General features: G+C 69.9%; 14 protein-coding genes. 5 read left to right on the forward strand and 9 right to left on the reverse strand.

Going from position 1 to position 16,055, the window contains the following annotated elements; all coding sequences use genetic code 11:
• Positions 1–237: 237 nt before the first annotated feature.
• Both N5079_RS27340 and N5079_RS27345 read right to left on the reverse strand, forming a co-directional pair.
• Complete coding sequence (locus N5079_RS27340) at positions 238–417, reverse strand: hypothetical protein (RefSeq protein WP_261587007.1); 180 nt, start codon at positions 415–417, stop codon at positions 238–240.
• Between the two features lie 100 nt (positions 418–517).
• Positions 518–982 carry an Lrp/AsnC family transcriptional regulator gene (locus tag N5079_RS27345; protein ID WP_261587008.1) on the reverse strand — a complete coding sequence of 155 codons (465 nt, stop codon included), beginning with the start codon at positions 980–982 and terminating at the stop codon, positions 518–520.
• Positions 983–1,114: 132 nt separating this feature from the next.
• Between N5079_RS27345 and N5079_RS27350 the strand changes: the two genes are divergently transcribed.
• Complete coding sequence (locus N5079_RS27350; RefSeq protein ID WP_261587009.1) at positions 1,115–1,999, forward strand: phenylalanine 4-monooxygenase; 885 nt, start codon at positions 1,115–1,117, stop codon at positions 1,997–1,999.
• A gap of 220 nt (positions 2,000–2,219) precedes the next feature.
• Here the strand turns inward: N5079_RS27350 and N5079_RS27355 are convergent, their stop codons facing one another.
• From N5079_RS27355 to N5079_RS27365, 3 genes are all read right to left on the reverse strand, one after another.
• Positions 2,220–3,689 (reverse strand): phosphodiester glycosidase family protein, encoded by a 1,470-nt coding sequence (locus tag N5079_RS27355; protein ID WP_261587010.1) that lies wholly within the window; start codon positions 3,687–3,689, stop codon positions 2,220–2,222.
• A gap of 189 nt (positions 3,690–3,878) precedes the next feature.
• Positions 3,879–4,100, reverse strand: a complete 222-nt coding sequence (locus tag N5079_RS27360; RefSeq protein ID WP_261587011.1) for a hypothetical protein — start codon at positions 4,098–4,100, stop codon at positions 3,879–3,881.
• 183 nt (positions 4,101–4,283) lie between these two features.
• On the reverse strand, positions 4,284–5,894 hold the full coding sequence (locus N5079_RS27365) for a PucR family transcriptional regulator (protein WP_261587012.1): 1,611 nt from the start codon (positions 5,892–5,894) through the stop codon (positions 4,284–4,286).
• A gap of 387 nt (positions 5,895–6,281) precedes the next feature.
• On the opposite strand from N5079_RS27365, the gene N5079_RS27370 reads away from it, so the two are divergent.
• The 3 genes from N5079_RS27370 (at position 6,282) to N5079_RS27380 (ending at position 10,477) form a co-directional block, all read left to right on the forward strand.
• Positions 6,282–7,544, forward strand: a complete 1,263-nt coding sequence (locus tag N5079_RS27370; protein WP_261587013.1) for an aspartate aminotransferase family protein — start codon at positions 6,282–6,284, stop codon at positions 7,542–7,544.
• Positions 7,531–9,036 (forward strand): CoA-acylating methylmalonate-semialdehyde dehydrogenase, encoded by a 1,506-nt coding sequence (locus N5079_RS27375; RefSeq protein ID WP_261587014.1) that lies wholly within the window; start codon positions 7,531–7,533, stop codon positions 9,034–9,036. Before N5079_RS27370 ends, N5079_RS27375 begins: the two co-directional genes overlap by 14 nt.
• A gap of 79 nt (positions 9,037–9,115) precedes the next feature.
• Positions 9,116–10,477 carry an extracellular solute-binding protein gene (locus tag N5079_RS27380; RefSeq protein WP_261587015.1) on the forward strand — a complete coding sequence of 454 codons (1,362 nt, stop codon included), beginning with the start codon at positions 9,116–9,118 and terminating at the stop codon, positions 10,475–10,477.
• Between the two features lie 127 nt (positions 10,478–10,604).
• On the opposite strand, the gene N5079_RS27385 is transcribed toward N5079_RS27380, so the two are convergent.
• From N5079_RS27385 to gabT, 3 genes are all read right to left on the reverse strand, one after another.
• Positions 10,605–11,750, reverse strand: coding sequence for a hypothetical protein (locus tag N5079_RS27385; protein WP_261587016.1), 1,146 nt, complete (start codon positions 11,748–11,750; stop codon positions 10,605–10,607).
• A 111-nt stretch (positions 11,751–11,861) separates the two neighbouring features.
• Entirely contained in the window at positions 11,862–12,104 is a 243-nt protein-coding gene (locus N5079_RS27390; RefSeq protein ID WP_261587017.1) for a hypothetical protein, read from the reverse strand.
• 170 nt (positions 12,105–12,274) lie between these two features.
• Positions 12,275–13,624 carry a 4-aminobutyrate--2-oxoglutarate transaminase gene (gabT, locus tag N5079_RS27395; protein WP_261587018.1) on the reverse strand — a complete coding sequence of 450 codons (1,350 nt, stop codon included), beginning with the start codon at positions 13,622–13,624 and terminating at the stop codon, positions 12,275–12,277.
• A 105-nt stretch (positions 13,625–13,729) separates the two neighbouring features.
• On the opposite strand from gabT, the gene N5079_RS27400 reads away from it, so the two are divergent.
• Positions 13,730–15,244 carry a PucR family transcriptional regulator gene (locus tag N5079_RS27400; RefSeq protein WP_261587019.1) on the forward strand — a complete coding sequence of 505 codons (1,515 nt, stop codon included), beginning with the start codon at positions 13,730–13,732 and terminating at the stop codon, positions 15,242–15,244.
• Positions 15,245–15,257: 13 nt separating this feature from the next.
• Here the strand turns inward: N5079_RS27400 and N5079_RS27405 are convergent, their stop codons facing one another.
• Positions 15,258–15,884 carry a TetR/AcrR family transcriptional regulator gene (locus N5079_RS27405; RefSeq protein WP_261587020.1) on the reverse strand — a complete coding sequence of 209 codons (627 nt, stop codon included), beginning with the start codon at positions 15,882–15,884 and terminating at the stop codon, positions 15,258–15,260.
• Between the last annotated feature and the right edge of the window lie 171 nt (positions 15,885–16,055).

Below are 16,055 nucleotides of genomic sequence, written 5' to 3' on the forward strand. Positions count from 1 at the left end.
GTTTTCGAAGAAGCGGCGCGGGAGCGGCCACGGCGGAGAGCCGAGCGGGCCCGGCGGGTTAGATCGGCGCGGGGCGGTGGGCGCGACAGAGCGGGCACGGCGCCGGGGCGCGCAGGAGCAGGTGGGGCGCGGCAGGTTGGCGCGGGGGCGGGTGGGTGTAGAGGCCGGCGTAAGACCGTGCCCGAGACCACCGCGCCCGCGAAGGGCCGCGGACGCGGCCTCACCAGACCGCGACTGTCACGGCCGGCCGGAATACCCGCCCGACACCGTGCCTACGGACAGCACAGCACCCTGCCCGGCATCCCGCCCTCGCCCCATAGCCACCGACAGCACCACGCCGGGCATCGCGCCCACGCCTATAGCCACCGACAGCATCGCGCCCACCCCTACACCCGCGGACAGCACCACGCCGAGCATCGCGCCCACTCCCTAACCACGGCTGGCACCACGTCGGGGATTGCGGCCGCCCCATACTCGTGGACACCACAGCGGGTCCGTGCAGACTCGCTTCTTTTGCTCAGGGGATGACGGCCGCATTGAGCAGGGGGTCTATTCGAAAGGGGATCTGGGTGGACAGCGCGATCGTGGTGTCGCTGCGCTGGACGGCAGGCGAGGCGAGGATCCTCGCGATGATCTCCTGAAGATGCGGCGTGCTACGCGCGACCACGCGGCAGAGCAGGTCGGCCTGGCCGCTCGTGCCGTACACCTCGAGGATCTCCGGTATGCCCGCCAGCGCCTGGACGGCTTCGGTCAGCTTGCCCTGGGCGATCTGGAGGGACGCGAACGCCAGGATCGGGTAGCCGATCTCCTCGGTCAGAATGGTCGGTCCGAAGTCGCTGATGACGCCGCGCATCGTCAGCTTCTCCAGGCGGGCCTGGACGGTTCCCCGGGCCACGCCGAGCATGCGTGCCAGCTCGGTCAGGCCGATACGCGGATTGGCACGCATAGTGATCAGCAGTCGGCTGTCGAGCGAATCGAGCATGCGCCTGAGGCTACGCCGGATCTAGGCGAAACGACCAGCTGATCCGCCAAACAGATCACCATGCTGAGCGTTTCGTCCACTCCAACTGGTCACTCTTGCCAGCCAATGGGTGACTTGCTGTCAAATAAGAGTATGTTCGATGAAGCACAGTACTTCGCCCCGGTCGCTACGCGGGATGACGGGTCAGTTGTCGTCGAGCTGGCCAGAACTCATCCCGGTTTCGCCGACGAGGTCTATCGGAAGCGGCGGAACGCGATCGCCGCGCTGGCCCTCGGCTACAGGCCGGGCGCGCCCATTCCTCACGCCGAGTACACCGACGAAGAGCACCGCGTGTGGGCTCTCGTCACGAAGGAACTCGCGGTCAAGCATGGCAAGTACGCGGTGCGCGAGTTCCTCGACGCGGCTCGACGGCTCGGCCTGCCGAAGGACCGCATCCCGCAACTGCAGGAGGTCAGCGAGCTGCTCCAGCCGCTCACCGGGTTCCGTTACGTGCCGGCGGCCGGGCTGGTCCCGCTCAGAGAGTTCTACAGCGTCCTGGCGGACGGCCTGTTCCACTCCACGCAGTACATCCGGCACCACTCGGTGCCCTTCTACACTCCGGAGCCCGACGTCATCCACGAGGTGATCGGGCATGCGAACACGCTCGCCTCGCCGCGCTTCGCGAAGCTGTACCGGCTCGCGGGCCGGGCGGCGCGGAGGGTCGAGACGGATGAGGCGTTGGAGTTCGTCTCGAAGGTGTTCTGGTTCACGCTGGAGTTCGGCGTCATGCGGGAGAGCGGGGAGCTCAAGGCGTACGGCGCGGGCATTCTGAGCTCGTACGGGGAGATCGAGGAGTTCCGGGGGATGGACATCCGTCCCCTCGATCTCGCTGTCATGGGCACCACGTCGTACGACATCACGAAATATCAGGAAGTTCTTTTCGAGGCGGCCTCGCTCGACCACCTCGAAGACCTGGTCGGCACGTTTTGGGATACCTGTGACGACGACATGATCGCTCGCCTCGCGTCACCCCGCTGAACGTCCACTCGCCAACACACCGCCGAGCGCCCGTTCGCCGAAGGCCGCTGAGCGCCCGTTCGCCGCAGGCCACCGTAGCGCCCGCGCGGCGTGACGCCTCAGCTCGCGCAGCGTCATGCCTCAGGTCGCATGGCGTCATGCCTCAGCGCGGCGTCGCATCACCGTGCTCGCCTGTTCCCGCAGCCGAGCACAATGGCGTCGACGCCGCCGAGCGCCTCGATCAGGGCTGGCCGACGATCAGGAGCGCGTCGCCGACGCCTCGTTCGACGCCGTCGGACGGGTGGTTCACGACCTTCTTGCCGATCACCATCGCGCTCGAACCGCCGCCGTCCAGGTTGACCGCATCGCGTGCCCCGAGCCAGCGCATGATCTGGGCCGCCTCGAAGAAGGATGCGCCCACGGTCGTCCCGGGGGCCCGGCCGTCGACGACGGCAATGATGAGCTTGCCCGACTTCGTGACGCCCGCCAGGGTGCGGGGGTGACGGCGAAGGATCATGTTGACGTTCGCCATGCCGTCACGGAACGCGGTGATCGATATCTGGCCGCCGCGGACCAGCCCGATCGCTCCGCCGATGATGTTCGTCTCCGGGGTGAGGGGGATGGCCTTGTGGGTCCGTAGATCGGTGACCTGAGTGGTGACCTTGATGGTCGCGGTCTCGCCGGCGTGCTCCCAGAGCCAGTCCGCGGCCGTGCCGACTCCATGGAGCACCCGCGTGCCGCGCGCGACCGGGGCACCCGGGTCGCGGACCTCTGTCACCTTGCCGGACGCGTCCAGCACGGCCTCGACTCCGTCGTCCACGGGAGTGGCCCGGCCGAGCTCCTCGGTGTACATCACCAGCTCGTCCGGCTTCGGGACGCGGTTGAGGCCGGTGACCGCCACGGCGGCCCCGTCGTTCGACCGCGCCACCACGAGCGACGACAGCTCGGTGACGCGTGCCGTACGGCCCTTGAGGACCAGGCCGACGCGGCCGGATACGGCCTCGCTGAGCAGTTTGCCCCCTACGACGGAGATCCCGGTGGGGTCGCCGCGGAACTCTGTCAGCGTATGGATGTCGAAGAACCCGCCGTTGACGCCGGCGATGGCCTTGACCGAGGCGGCCATCGCGGAGACCTTCTCACGCTTGGCGACCCCGGTGCCGATCGACGACCGGAGGGAGCCGCGGAAGGTCCGGGGATCGATCGTGATTATCCGCACACTCCAGGGGCCCGTCGTCTGAAAGCCGTCGTCGCCCGTGAAGTCGACCTTGGCGCCGATGCCCGCGTCCTTGAGCTGCTTGACGACGTCGGCCGCCTCGGCCTTCTTCTCCAGCGGCCAGCTTCCCAGCCGCACCATGAAGTAGTCGGCGGCCGGGAAGTCCGCCACGGCGGGCCGGGTGAATTTCACAATCGTCGGGCTGAACCCGGCCTCCTGTACGGCCTGGGCCTGGCTCTGCGCGGTGGCCTCGGAGAAGGCGTCCTTGCCGCCGACCACGACGCTCACCGTGTAGCCGTCCTTGGACTGGCCGTGCTTCAGCGTGAAGTAGTCGACGCCGGGCGCGAGGCTCTTGGCGGCCGTCTTCGAAATTCCCGGCTCACCGAGCGGGAAGCTCGACGACGGTAAACCGGTGACGGGGTCGGCGAGCGCCGGAGCTGTGAGGGTGGTCATCGTGAGAGCCAGGGTGGCGACTCCGACGATCAGGCGGCGGCTCATGCGGTTTCTCCCCATTCGTGATCCTCAAAGGGACCATCGTGGCGAGAATGGCCGTTGCAGTGGGGTGAAACGCGCCAAACAGCATGAGAAATCCGCCGCCTCGTTACCCGAGACAACCGTCAAAACCGGTTAAACGGCGTAAAACGCTTTCTAATCGGATAAACCGGGCATGGGGCAGGAAGTGTCGCATCACGGACTCCCAGCGTCGATCTCGCGGGCCCGCCGTACGAACTCCTGGGCGGATCGGGCCTCCACGTGGATCAGGATCCCGTTGTGGCGCGACACCCCCCAGTAGTGCGTCGTCGCCTGGCCCCACCAGATCGTCCAGCGGGGGAAACGGGCGGACAGCGCACGGACCACGATGGCGGGGCTGATTTGAGGTTCGCTCGTCGTCTGCACTCTTTGAGACAAGCACGAATCACCCTGTAAACGCGAGCACACGCAGAGTGGCGACGTGACATAGGTCTTACACCTGGAGAGGCAGACCTACCTCAGCGTATTCGCCTATTCGCGAGGGCCCCCGCCGCCGACGCCGGGACCGCCCCGGGCAAGGCTTCGCGGCCAAGGCTTTCCGGCAAGGCTTTCCGGCAAGGCCTACGGGGTCTCGCGGCGGAACGTCTCCAGGGCCAGCAGTGCGACGTGGAGGGACAGGCACGACTCGACGTCGTCCAGGTCGGTGTCCAGGATGCGCTCCAGCCGCCGGAGCCGGTCGTAGAAGGCCGGCCGGGACAGATGGGCCTTCTGCGCGGCCACGGCCTTGTTTCGCCCGGCGTCCAGATAGATCCGCAGGATCCGGGTGAGATCGCCGTGCCGTTGCGCGTCGTGGGTGAGCAGCGCGCCGAGCTCCCGCTCGGCGAACGTCTGCAGCCGCGCGTCATCTCGCAGGAGGTGCAGCAGGCCGCGCAGCCGCAGATCCGGGAGGCGGTAGAACGCCCGGCCGTCGGGCTGGCGCACCGCCACCTCGGCGACCTGCTCGGCCTCCAGGAAGCTGCGCCGTACGTCCTTGATCGACTCGACGACGGACCCGGCCGCCAGCACGAACGCCGTGGGGAACGTCGCCCGCAGACGGTCGGCGAGCGCGCTCAGCGCGGTCTCGGCGAGCGAGCGCGGCGGGAGGGGCAGGAGCACCCCGACCCGGCTCTGGTCGAGCGCGCCGACGAGCGCGGGCAGCCGGGCGTCCCGGCACGCGGCCGCGGTCGCCTCGGCCAGCTCGCCCAGCTTGGCCTGCTCTCCCAAGGCGGTGCCGCTGGAGGAGGTGAGCCGGATGACGGCGCTGATCAGCTTCCGGCCGGTCAGCGGAACGCCGACGGCGCGGGCGCGGGCGGCGGCCTCGTCGGGATCGGAGTAGGTGTGAGTGAGGATGCCGGCGATGATCGTGCCGTGGGCCTGCCGTTCGAGGGACTCCTGGTGGCGCTCCAGCAGCCGGCTCAGGGCGAGCGTGGTGGCCGCGCGCTCCGCGAGGACGATGTCGCGCGGGGTGGGGGAGGAGTCGGAGAGCAGGATCAGCCGCCCCCAGTCCTGCCCGCGCGCGCCGACAATGGTGACCAGCCACCCGGCGCCGGCGTCGTAGGCCGTCCGCTCCACGGGTGAGACGGCGCGGGAGCGGGTCTCCCAGTTGGCGAGCAGCGTGCCGGTGTCGCCTCCGGCGGCGTCGCAGGCGAGCACCTGGTGGGCCAGGTTCTCCAGCAGTACGGGACGCCCGGAGAAGCGCGCCACCTGAGCGAGGACCTCGGCCGGAGAGGCGCCCTCGACCGACAGCTCGGTGAAGACCTCGTGAAGCTGCTCGGAGGCGCGCAGTTCCTGTAGCTGGATGTCGATGATCCGAGCGTGGACCGACTCGGTGATCTGGACGAACGGCGTCTCGCGCGCCAGCGTGATCAGCGGCAGGCCGTGCTCCTCGGCGGCCTTGACGACGGCCCGGGGCAGCTCGCGGACGAACCGGCGGCCCAGCTCGACGATCAGCCCGGAGGCCCCCACGGCGGCCAGGTCGGAGATGTAGTCCGCGAGCTTGTCGGGCTCGGCGGGAAGGGCGACGCCCGTCGTCAGCACCAGCTCGCCGCCGCGCAGGAGATGCGCGATGTCGCTGATCTCTCCGACGTGAACCCAGCGGACCCTGGTGTCGAGCCGGTCGCCACCCGCGACGACGCGCGGGTTGCCGCGACGGACGGCGTCCAACGCGAGCACGTCGGCGACGGTGGGCAGCATGTACAGAGGCTACCTGATCATAATGTAAAGACGATGGGTCACTAGCTGACAAGGTGAGAGCTCCTGGCCGCCGCGCGAGAGCCCCTGCCGAGGACCGCCGCAGCCTCCCCATCGCCGGAGCCATCGCGGTCTGCACGTGGGGGATGTCAGTGCCCGCCGCCTTGACGGCGTTCAGCCAGGCGACCTCGGGGATCGTGGCGCCCTTGAGCTGCCCGTACGGCTGCCGCCCGCCCCGCGGCAGCGGTACCACTATGTAAGGGAGAATCGAACTATCCCGACACGATGCTGGTATGAGGCATGGCCTGCAGCCGGGATACTTGGTGTATGTCCGCTTCCTCCCATAATCCTGCTGAGACCGCTGGCCTTCTCGCGCGGCATCGCGCCGTCATGCCGAACTGGATGGCCCTCTACTACGACGAGCCCATCGAGATCGTCAGCGGTAAGGGCAACCGCGTCGTCGACGCGTCGGGGAAGAGCTACCTCGACTTCTTCGCCGGGATCCTGACCAACATGATCGGGTATGACGTGCCCGAGGTGCGGGAGGCCGTCGAGCGGCAACTGGCCACCGGGATCGTCCACACCTCCACGCTCTACCTGCTGCGCGGCCAGATCGAGCTGGCCGAGAAGATCGCCCGCCTCTCGGGCATCCCGGACGCCAAGGTCTTCTTCACCAACTCCGGCACCGAGGCCAACGAGACGGCGCTGCTGCTCGCGACCTACGCCCGCAAGTCGGACCAGGTTCTGGCCATGCGGCAGAGCTACCACGGCCGGTCGTTCGGCGCCGTCGGCGTGACGTCGAACCGCTCGTGGAAGAACAACTCCCTGTCGCCGCTGAACGTGCACTTCCTGCATGGCGCCGACCGGCACCTCACCCAGTTCCGCGGGCTGTCGGACGCCGACTACATCGCGGCCTGCGTCGACGACCTGCGCCACGTGCTGTCCACCGCCGTCTCCAAGGACGTCGCCGCGCTGATCGCCGAGCCGATCCAGGGAGTCGGCGGCTTCACCATGGCCCCCGAGGGCCTGTTCGCCGCCTACAAGGAGGTCCTCGACGAAGAGGGCATCCTGTTCATCTCGGACGAGGTCCAGACCGGCTGGGGCCGTACGGGCTCGGCGTTCTTCGGCATCCACAACCACGGCGTGACGCCGGACATGCTGACCTTCGCCAAGGGTCTCGGGAACGGCTTCGCCGTTGGCGGCATCGTGGCCCGCGGCGACCTGATGGACCAGCTGCACGCCACCGGCCTGAGCACGTTCGGCGGCAACCCGATCTCGATGGCGGCCGCCAACGCGACCCTCGACTACGTGCTCGATCACGACCTGCAGGCCAACGCCGCGCGGACCGGCGAGATCATCATCAGCGGGCTGCGTGAGGCCGCGCCGCGGCTGCCCATCGTCGGCGACGTCCGGGGCAAGGGCCTCATGTTCGCCGTCGAGCTGGTGGACCCCGCCACCGGACAGCCGGCCCCCGCCCTGGCCGCGCGCTTCATGGAGGAGACCAAGAAGCTCGGCCTGCTCGCCGGCAAGGGCGGCCTCTACGGCAACACCCTCCGCATGGCCCCCCCGCTCACGCTCACCGAGGACGAGGCCCGCGAGGGCCTGGGCATCCTCGTCACCGCTCTGGAGATCGTCAACGATGAAGCACGTTAACCACTGGATCAACGGGGCCCGCACCGGCGGCGAGGACCGCACTGCCGAGATCTTCAACCCGGCCACCGGCGAGGTCAGCGGCAAGGTGACCCTTGCCACCGTGGAGGAGGTCGACGCGGCGGTGGAGGCCGCGGCCCGCGCGTTCCCCGCGTGGCGCGACGCGTCGCTGATGAAGCGGTCGCGGATCCTGTTCCGTTTCCGGGAGCTGATGGAGGGCCACCGCGACGAACTGGCCGCGCTGATCACGGCCGAGCACGGCAAGGTGCACTCCGACGCCCTGGGCGAGGTGGCCCGCGGCCTGGAGGTCGTCGAGTTCGCCTGTGGCATCCCGCACCTGCTCAAGGGCGGCTTCTCCGAGAACGTCTCGACCCGGGTCGACTCCTACTCCATCCGCCAGCCGCTCGGTGTCGTCGCGGGGATCACGCCGTTCAACTTCCCGGCCATGGTGCCGATGTGGATGTTCCCCGTCGCCATCGCCACCGGCAACACGTTCATCCTCAAGCCGTCGGAGAAGGACCCTTCGGCGTCGCTGCTCATGGCCCGGCTGTGGCAGGAGGCCGGTCTGCCGGACGGGGTGTTCAACGTCGTCCAGGGCGACAAGGTGGCGGTCGACCGGCTGCTGGAGCACCCCTCCGTGAAGGCCGTGTCGTTCGTCGGCTCCACGCCGATCGCCCGGTACGTCTACGAGACCGGCACCGCCCACGGCAAGCGGGTCCAGGCTCTCGGCGGCGCGAAGAACCACATGCTGGTGCTCCCCGACGCCGACCTCGACCTGGTCGCCGACTCGGCCGTCAACGCGGGCTTCGGCTCCGCCGGTGAGCGCTGCATGGCGATCTCCGTCGTCCTCGCCGTCGACCCGATCGGCGACGAGCTGGTCGAGAAGATCGTCTCCCGCGTGGAGCGGCTCACGATCGGCCCCGGCGACGACCCGGCGTCGCAGATGGGCCCGCTGGTCACCGAGGTCCACCGCGACAAGGTCGCGTCCTACCTCGACCTGGGGGTCGAGGAGGGCGCCAAGCTCGTCGTGGACGGCCGCGAGACCCGCGTCGCCGGTGGCCGCCCGGCTTCGGAGGCGCGGGGCTTCTGGCTCGGCCCCACGGTCCTCGACCACGTGCCGGCCAACTCGCGCGTCCACCGCGAGGAGATCTTCGGCCCCGTCCTGTCCGTCGTGCGCGTGAAGTCGTACGAGGAGGGGCTGGAGCTCATCAACACCGGCGAGTACGGCAACGGCACCGCGATCTTCACCAACGACGGCGGCGCGGCCCGGCGGTTCCAGAACGAGGTCGAGGTCGGCATGATCGGCATCAACGTGCCGATCCCCGTGCCGATGGCGTTCTACAGCTTCGGCGGCTGGAAGGCGTCGCTCTTCGGTGACACGCACGTCCACGGCACCGAGGGCGTCCACTTCTACACCCGGGGCAAGGTCGTCACCTCGCGCTGGCTCGACCCGTCGCACGGTGGCGTGAACCTCGGTTTCCCGACCAACGCCTGACGCGGCATCGTCCCCGCACGATGATGGGCGCCACGGGCCAGTAGGCTCGTGGCGTCCGTCTTGTGAGGGGGTCGTCCGAGTGGCGCTTCGCCGTACACGCCTGGTGGCCGCGGTCGCGGCGGCCGGGTTCCTGGCCTCGGCGTGCGGCGGGACGGGCTCGGCCGGCATGGCGGGGGCCACACCGGACGTGGAGGCAGCGGCGGCCGTCGCAGGCACCCCGGGCACTCCGGGTGCCCCCGGCAGCCCCGGAACCGGAGGCACCCCGCTCGCCACGCCCACGACCCCCACGCCCGTCTCCACGGCGACGGCCACGGCGGGTCACGGCGAGGGGACGCTCACCGTGCTGGCGCTCAACGGCTACGTCGAGTGGGGCGGCACCGACCCCACGGTCAACTGGGTCAGGGGGTTCGAGGCCCGGACCGGCTGCAAGATCAGCCTCAAGTACTACGACCCCGGCCAGGCGCCCCCGCCGGACGACTTCGCGCCGGCCTCGTTCGACGTGATCTCCGCGACCCCCGAGCTCGCCGGCAAGCTGATCGGCGAGCGGAAGGTCGCGCCCCTCGACACGACGCTCGTCGACGGCTACGACAAGATCCCCAAACGGCTCCGCGGGCTCCGGGCCTTCACCCAGGACGACCGCGTGTACGGCGTGCCGTACCTGTGGGGCCTCAACGAGGTGCTCTACGACACCACCAAGGTGGACCCGGAGGACGCCGGGGCCATCTTCAAGGACAAGGGGCCCGTCCTCTTCAGGGACAGCCCGCTGTCCATCGCGGACGCCGCGCTGGTCCTCAAGAGCCGCGGCATGGACATCAAGGACCCCTTCGAGCTCACGCCGGCCCAGCTCGACGCGGCACTGGCCCTCTTCTCCGCCGGGAAACCCTCCGCCGGGCCGGCCGGGAGTCCATCCGCCGGCCCCTCGGCGGGCTCTTCCACCGGCTCTTCCACCGGCTCTTCCGCCCGGCCTTCTGCTGGGGCTTCCGGTCGGGCTTCTGGCGGGCTTTCCGGTGCGTCGGGTGAGCGGGCCTACTGGCGCGACCCCATCGAGGTGGTGGAGGGCTTCGCCTCCGGTTCCGTACGGCTGGCCGAGGGCACGCCGTACCACCTGGACGTGCTCAAGCGCGGGCACAAGCCCGTGGAGGCACTCGGCGAACGTCCGGTGACCGGCTGGGTGGACTCCTGGATGGTGTCCTCCGCCGCCGCGCATCCGGCGTGCGCCGCCCAGTGGCTCAGCTGGACGGCCTCGGCGGACGTCCAGAGGAAGGCGTCCGCCTGGGTGGGGCTCGCCCCCGCCAATCCCGGCGCCTGCACCGGCCGCACGCGCCGGATCTGCGCCGACTATCGCGTGGGCGAGCCCCATGAGTTCAAGGGCGTCTACTTCGCCGCCCGCCCGGCCGACTACACCCAGTGGGCCGAGCGCTGGCGGCAACTCGTCGGCTGACCCCTGCTCGGCTCGGGCCCCTGCTTGCCTCACGACCCTGCTTGCCTCACGTTTGGCCGGCGCTCCACCTTCTGGGCCATCACCGTCATCGGCGTCATCGCCACCTACCGATCTTGACGGTTCCCCTCTAGCCGGCGGGGAGCTTGGCGACGGCGGTTCGCAGAGCCGGTCCGGCGGCGTCGGCGAACGGGCCGCCCGGATAATCGACCAGCCACACATGCAGCATCTCGGTCTCTCCGGCCACGTCCGTCCGACCGGTCTGGCACAGGGCCGCCAGGCACGGGTCCGCGTGCGAGTGCCAGGGCGTGAGCGGGCCGCCGATCGCCGGTCCCCGCCGGCCCGGCGGCATGATGAAGATCGCTCCCAGCAGGACGGAGGAGCCGGTCGGCCTGCGGTAGTAGACCAGCGCCTCGGGCCGCGTGGCGTCGAGGACCACGCCGTCGTCGATCATCGCCGGCTTGACGAGTTGCCGGACGCCGTCCGAGTCGGTCCAGACCTTGTAGCCGTCCTTCTCGGCGGCGGCGTCCGTGGGCCAGCGCGCGATCGTCTCCCGCCTGGCCGCCTGCACCAGGGAGTCGGCTGCCGTGATCTGCGCGTCCGTCGGCGCTCCCGGCGTCGCGGGAGCGCCGCCGTGGTGGTGCCCGCCGTGCGGGTCCACCGCGGCGGACTGGCCGGTGGACGCGCGGGCGAAGGACGCGGCCACCGAGCCGGCGAAGGACGGCTGAAAGGACGCTCCGACCGCGACGGCGACGACGGCGGAGACGACCACCACGACGGCCCCCTTGCCCTTCGTGACGGACCTCTCTCCAGACCTCTCCTCGAACCTCTCCCCGGACCTGCCGCCGGAGCTCTCGCCGGATGTCTCGCTTGACTTACCGCTGGAGGTCTCGCTGGGCCTCCCGCGCTCGGCGAGCACGAGGGATCCCACGATGACGACGGCCTCCAGGAGCGCGCACAGCAGATCGGGAGCGCCGACCGGCTCAGGTGTCCACGCGCCCGGGCCGACCGGGAACCCGGCCGTCCTGCTGACCAGCCAGATCACCGCCAGCGCCAGATTGCCGAACGCGCCGGTGAGGAAGAGGAGTTGGCCGGGCCGTACGAGGACGGCCGCCGCCCACGCGAACTGTGCCCAACCGGCGGCGGCGAAGAAGACGCCATGGACCCACGATGCCCCGAAATGGTCCGGCATGACGCCGAAGTGCACCGCGGCCGCCCCGGCCGAGCAGACGGCCAGGATCAGCGGCAGAGCGCCGGGCGCGCGCGTGTCGTCCATCGGCCAATTATCGAGCGCGGCGATCACCGAAAGGGAGGCCCAAGCTCAATGCCGGTAATTGCCGGTAATTCCCGGAAAATCGGGACACCCGCACATTCACGGCAGGGCTGGTCAGGATAGGGCGCGGGATCGGCGGGGGAGAGGGACGTTGTCCGGCATGGGCATGAGCGCTTCGGCGCAGTCGTCGCAGGCGTGGACGGGGGTGTTGTCGGGGAGCACGCCGACCTTGATCCGGGGGCGCGGCCACTTCTTGTGGCACACTACGCAGGCGTCGCCGTCACGCTGGGTGATGGTGAGACCGGCAGGGTCGAACGTCAGCATGATCGGCTCGGTGCCGTTCGGGTTCCAGCCCATCCACGTCCCCCCTCGATCGCGTATCGGAACCGTTATAACGTGGTTACCTGGCGTGATCGGCTCGTGTCAGGCCAAGTGGTGGTTAAATCGCGGCATGGCGCACGCCGTACAACAACAAAAGGGACACCGAGCATCAAGCCGGGTGCCCCTTTTGGACTGGTATAAACGCTCTAGTCCCCGCTAAGGGCCTTCTCCAAGATGGACAAGCCTTCCTCAAGAAGGTGGTCGGGCATGACGAGCGGCGGCAGGAAGCGGAGCACGTTGCCGTAGGTGCCCGCGGTCAGCACCAGCAGTCCCTCGGCGTGGCACTTCGCCGCGATCTCCCCGGCCGGGAGCGGGTCCTTGGTGCCGGGGACCACGAGCTCGATCGCGATCATGGCACCACGACCCCGGACGTCGCCGATGATGTCGACGCGCTCCCGCAGTTCGTGCAGGCGCGAGAGCATGACCTCTCCGATGTGCGCGGCGCGCTCCACGAGGTTCTCCTGCTCGATCGTCTCCAGGACGCCGAGCGCCGCCTCACAGGCGAGCGGGTTGCCGCCGTAGGTGCCGCCGAGCCCGCCGACGTGGACGGAGTCGAGCAGTTCCGAGCGACCGGTCACCGCGGCGAGCGGCAGACCGCCCGCGATGCCCTTGGCGGTGCAGATGATGTCGGGGACGATGCCCTCGTCCTCGCATGCGAACAGGTCGCCGGTCCGGGCGAAGCCGGTCTGGACCTCGTCGGCGATGAAGACGATGCCGTTCGCCCGGCAGAACTCAAGAATCTTGGGCAGGAACCCGCGCGCCGGCTCGATGAAGCCGCCCTCGCCGGCGATCGGCTCGATGACCACAGCCGCGACGTTCTCCGCCCCGACCTGCTTGTTGATCATGTCGATGGCCTGGGCCGCCGCCTCGTCGGCGCAGTTCTCCGGCCCGGTCGGCCAGCGGAAGGGGTAGGCCAGCGGCACCCGGTAGACCTCCGGGGCGAACGGGCCGAACCCCTGCTTGTACGGCATGTTCTTGGCGGTCAGCGTCATCGTGAGCAGCGTCCGGCCGTGGTAACCGTGGTCGAACACGACGACGGCCTGCCGTCCGGTGGCGTGCCTGGCCACCTTGACCGCGTTCTCGACGGCCTCGGCGCCGCTGTTGACGAGGAAGGTCCGCTTCTCGTGATCGCCCGGCGTGAGCGCGTTGAGCTTCTCGCAGACCTCGACGTAAGACTCGTACGGCGTGACCATGAAACAGGTGTGGGTGAAGTCGGCGACCTGCTTCTGGACGCGCTCGACCACACGCGGAGCGGCGTTTCCGACGCTCGTCACGGCGATGCCCGAGCCGAAGTCGATCAGCGAGTTGCCGTCCGCGTCGACGACGACACCGCCACCGGCGTGGGTCACGAAGACGGGAAGCGTGGTGCCGATGCCGGGCGGCACGGCCGACTGCTTGCGCTCGAACAGCTCCCGGGACCGGGGGCCGGGGATCTCGGTGACGAGGCGGCGCTCCTGCGGAAGCTGCGGGCCGCCGTGTGTGGTGGCAGTGGTCATGGTTCCGACGCTACGGCCGCGGTCTCAGCCTGCCGATATGTCGTCATGGCAGAATAAGGTGACGTGTTTGGCCAACTCGGACAAACTCGGACTTGGGGGAGGGTCGTGGCGCCGACGCTGCGCCGGGTGGCGGCGATCGTACCGCTCCACCTGGACGTTCTGGCCGGTCGTGAGGCGCTGGACCGGCCCGTCCGCTGGGTCGCGGTCAGCGAGCTGGAAGATCCCACTCCGTTCCTGGAGGGCGGGGAGCTCGTCCTGACCACCGGCATGCGGCTCACGGCCGGCGAGGCCCTGCCGTACATCTCCCGCCTGGTCGCACGTGGCGTCGCGGGGCTCGGCTTCGGCGTGGGCCTCAGCCACGACGTGGTGCCGCCCGCCTTCGTCGAAGCGGCGGCCGCGGCCGGGCTGCCGCTCGTCGAGGTGCCCAGGGACACTCCGTTCATCGCGATAGGCAAGGCCGTCAGCGAGCTGCTGGCGGCCGAGCAGTACGAGGAGATCAGCCGCGCGTTCGCCGCCCAGGGCCGGCTCACCCGGGCCGCCCTCCAGCCGGCGGGCACCGGAGCCGTCATCGAGCGCCTCGCCCGCGAGATCCACGGCTGGGCCCTTCTCTTCGACGACGCGGGAGCCGTACGGCAGGCCGCCGATGCCGCCGCGGTCCCGGAAGCGGCTGCGCGATTTTCGCACACCGGGGGAGCTGGTGGAGCGGACGGGGAACCGGGGCACTGGGCTGAGGTGAAGGCCAAGTCGCTGCGGCCCGAGCTGGCCCGGCTGCGCAGGACGCCCTCCCTGGCGAGCCTCGCCCTCTCCACACCGGGCGAGCATGTGATCGTGCAACCGCTCGGCCGCCGGGGCTTCTTCGCGGTCGGGTCGGAGCGGGCGTTCTCCCCGATCGGGCACACCGTCGTCAACGCCGCCGGATCCCTGCTCACGCTCGCTCTCGAACAGGGCCGTGACCAGCGGGCCGCCGCGACGCGCGTACGGGCGGCCGTGCTCCGCCTGCTGCTGGCCGGCGAGACCAAGGCTGCCATGGACACCATGGCCGCGATGGGCGGGATGCTGCCGGACGGGCCGGTGACCGTGCTCGCGTGCGAGACGGCCGACGCGGACTCGCTCGCCGAGGCGCTGCCCTGCTTCACCGCCCCCTGGGAAGGGCGCGGGCACGAAATGGTCGTGGCACTCGTCCCGGCGGAGCGGACGGACGAGATCACCGCCCGCGCCGCCGAGCACGGCCGCGTCGGCGTGAGCGCGGGGGTCGCCATCGCCGTGGACCTGGCCACTGCCCTTGACCAGGCAGAACGGGCGCTGGCGACGGCCAATCCGGTGGCGAGGTTCGCCGAGATGGCCGGACAGGGACTGCTGTCACTGATCGACCCGGCCGCGGCCGCGTCGTTCGCGGCGGCCCTGCTCGCGCCGCTGAGAGAGTACGGCTCGCGCGCCGACCTGGTCGAGTCGCTCCGCGCCTACCTCGCCAGCAACGGCCACTGGGACGCGGCGGCGCAGCGGCTCGGCGTGCACCGGCACACGCTGCGCTATCGGATGAAAAGGGTGAGCGAGCTACTCGGCCGCGACCTCGACGACCCCGCCGTCCGGGCCGAGCTCTGGATCGCCCTGTGCTACTGAATCCCAGTAACGGTTAGTTGCCCTTCGCCAGGAAGCAGCAGATCGTCGCGGTGGTGACGGTGTCGTAGGTCGTGCTGTCCTGAAGGTGACCGGCACGTTCCAGGTTCAGCGCTCCCTGGGCCGCCGCCCACAGCGCGTCGGCGATCTTCCTCGGCTGGGTGGGCACCAGGTAGCCCGTGGAGATGCAGTCGGCGATCACCCGGTCGAGGATGTTGAGCGCGGCCCGGGCGAGGGTGCGGGCCCGCTCGCTCGGCACGAAGCCGGGGATCGCCCGCTCGAACATGAGGCTGTAGTAGCCCGGCTCCGACAGCGCCGCCTCGCGGTAGGCGGGGCCGAGGGCGGTGAGGTACTCGAAGGGGTCGCTGCGATGCGGCACGGCCTCCAGGCGGCGGCGGATCCGCTCGAAGCCCTCCAGATAGAGCGCCTCGGCCAGGCCCTCCTTGCTGCCGAACATCGTGTAGATGACCTGGGTCGAGCAGCCGCCCTCCGCGGCGATCCGCCTGACGGTGAGGCTCTCGGGCCCGGCGGAGGTCAGCAGACGGCTGGCGACGTCAAGGAGGCGGGTGCGGAGCTCGTCGTAGTTGCTTCTTTGGCCGCGCGCGTAGGCACCCTGAAGACCGAGCGGCGCCGGCGTACCCATCAGCGACGAGCCCTTCTCATCTATTGGGCCCCGCGACGGGCCACGGAGATGACTTAACCACGCCGCTCAACTTTCAAACCGGTCTGAAACGGAAAACATCCCGAAATTGCGGCGCATCTGTGACATGCAAAACTTATCCACATCGGAGCGGGGCCGGCAGGTGATTGTGCT

It is taken from the genome of Planotetraspora sp. A-T 1434 (assembly GCF_025420585.1).
Lineage (GTDB): Bacteria > Actinomycetota > Actinomycetes > Streptosporangiales > Streptosporangiaceae > JAOEGB01.

Excerpts from the sequence above, each read along its gene's own strand:
- N5079_RS27340 (WP_261587007.1), bottom strand. The coding sequence starts at position 417 with ATGCTCGGCGTGGTGCTGTCCGCGGGTGTAGGGGTGGGCGCGATGCTG.
- N5079_RS27370 (WP_261587013.1), top strand. The coding sequence starts at position 6,282 with ATGCCGAACTGGATGGCCCTCTACTACGACGAGCCCATCGAGATCGTC.
- N5079_RS27390 (WP_261587017.1), bottom strand. The coding sequence starts at position 12,104 with ATGGGCTGGAACCCGAACGGCACCGAGCCGATCATGCTGACGTTCGAC.
- N5079_RS27345 (WP_261587008.1), bottom strand. The coding sequence starts at position 982 with ATGCTCGATTCGCTCGACAGCCGACTGCTGATCACTATGCGTGCCAAT.
- gabT (WP_261587018.1), bottom strand. The coding sequence starts at position 13,624 with ATGACCACTGCCACCACACACGGCGGCCCGCAGCTTCCGCAGGAGCGC.
- N5079_RS27405 (WP_261587020.1), bottom strand. The coding sequence starts at position 15,884 with ATGGGTACGCCGGCGCCGCTCGGTCTTCAGGGTGCCTACGCGCGCGGC.
- N5079_RS27365 (WP_261587012.1), bottom strand. The coding sequence starts at position 5,894 with ATGCTGCCCACCGTCGCCGACGTGCTCGCGTTGGACGCCGTCCGTCGC.
- N5079_RS27350 (WP_261587009.1), top strand. The coding sequence starts at position 1,115 with ATGTTCGATGAAGCACAGTACTTCGCCCCGGTCGCTACGCGGGATGAC.
- N5079_RS27355 (WP_261587010.1), bottom strand. The coding sequence starts at position 3,689 with ATGAGCCGCCGCCTGATCGTCGGAGTCGCCACCCTGGCTCTCACGATG.
- N5079_RS27385 (WP_261587016.1), bottom strand. The coding sequence starts at position 11,750 with ATGGACGACACGCGCGCGCCCGGCGCTCTGCCGCTGATCCTGGCCGTC.
- N5079_RS27375 (WP_261587014.1), top strand. The coding sequence starts at position 7,531 with ATGAAGCACGTTAACCACTGGATCAACGGGGCCCGCACCGGCGGCGAG.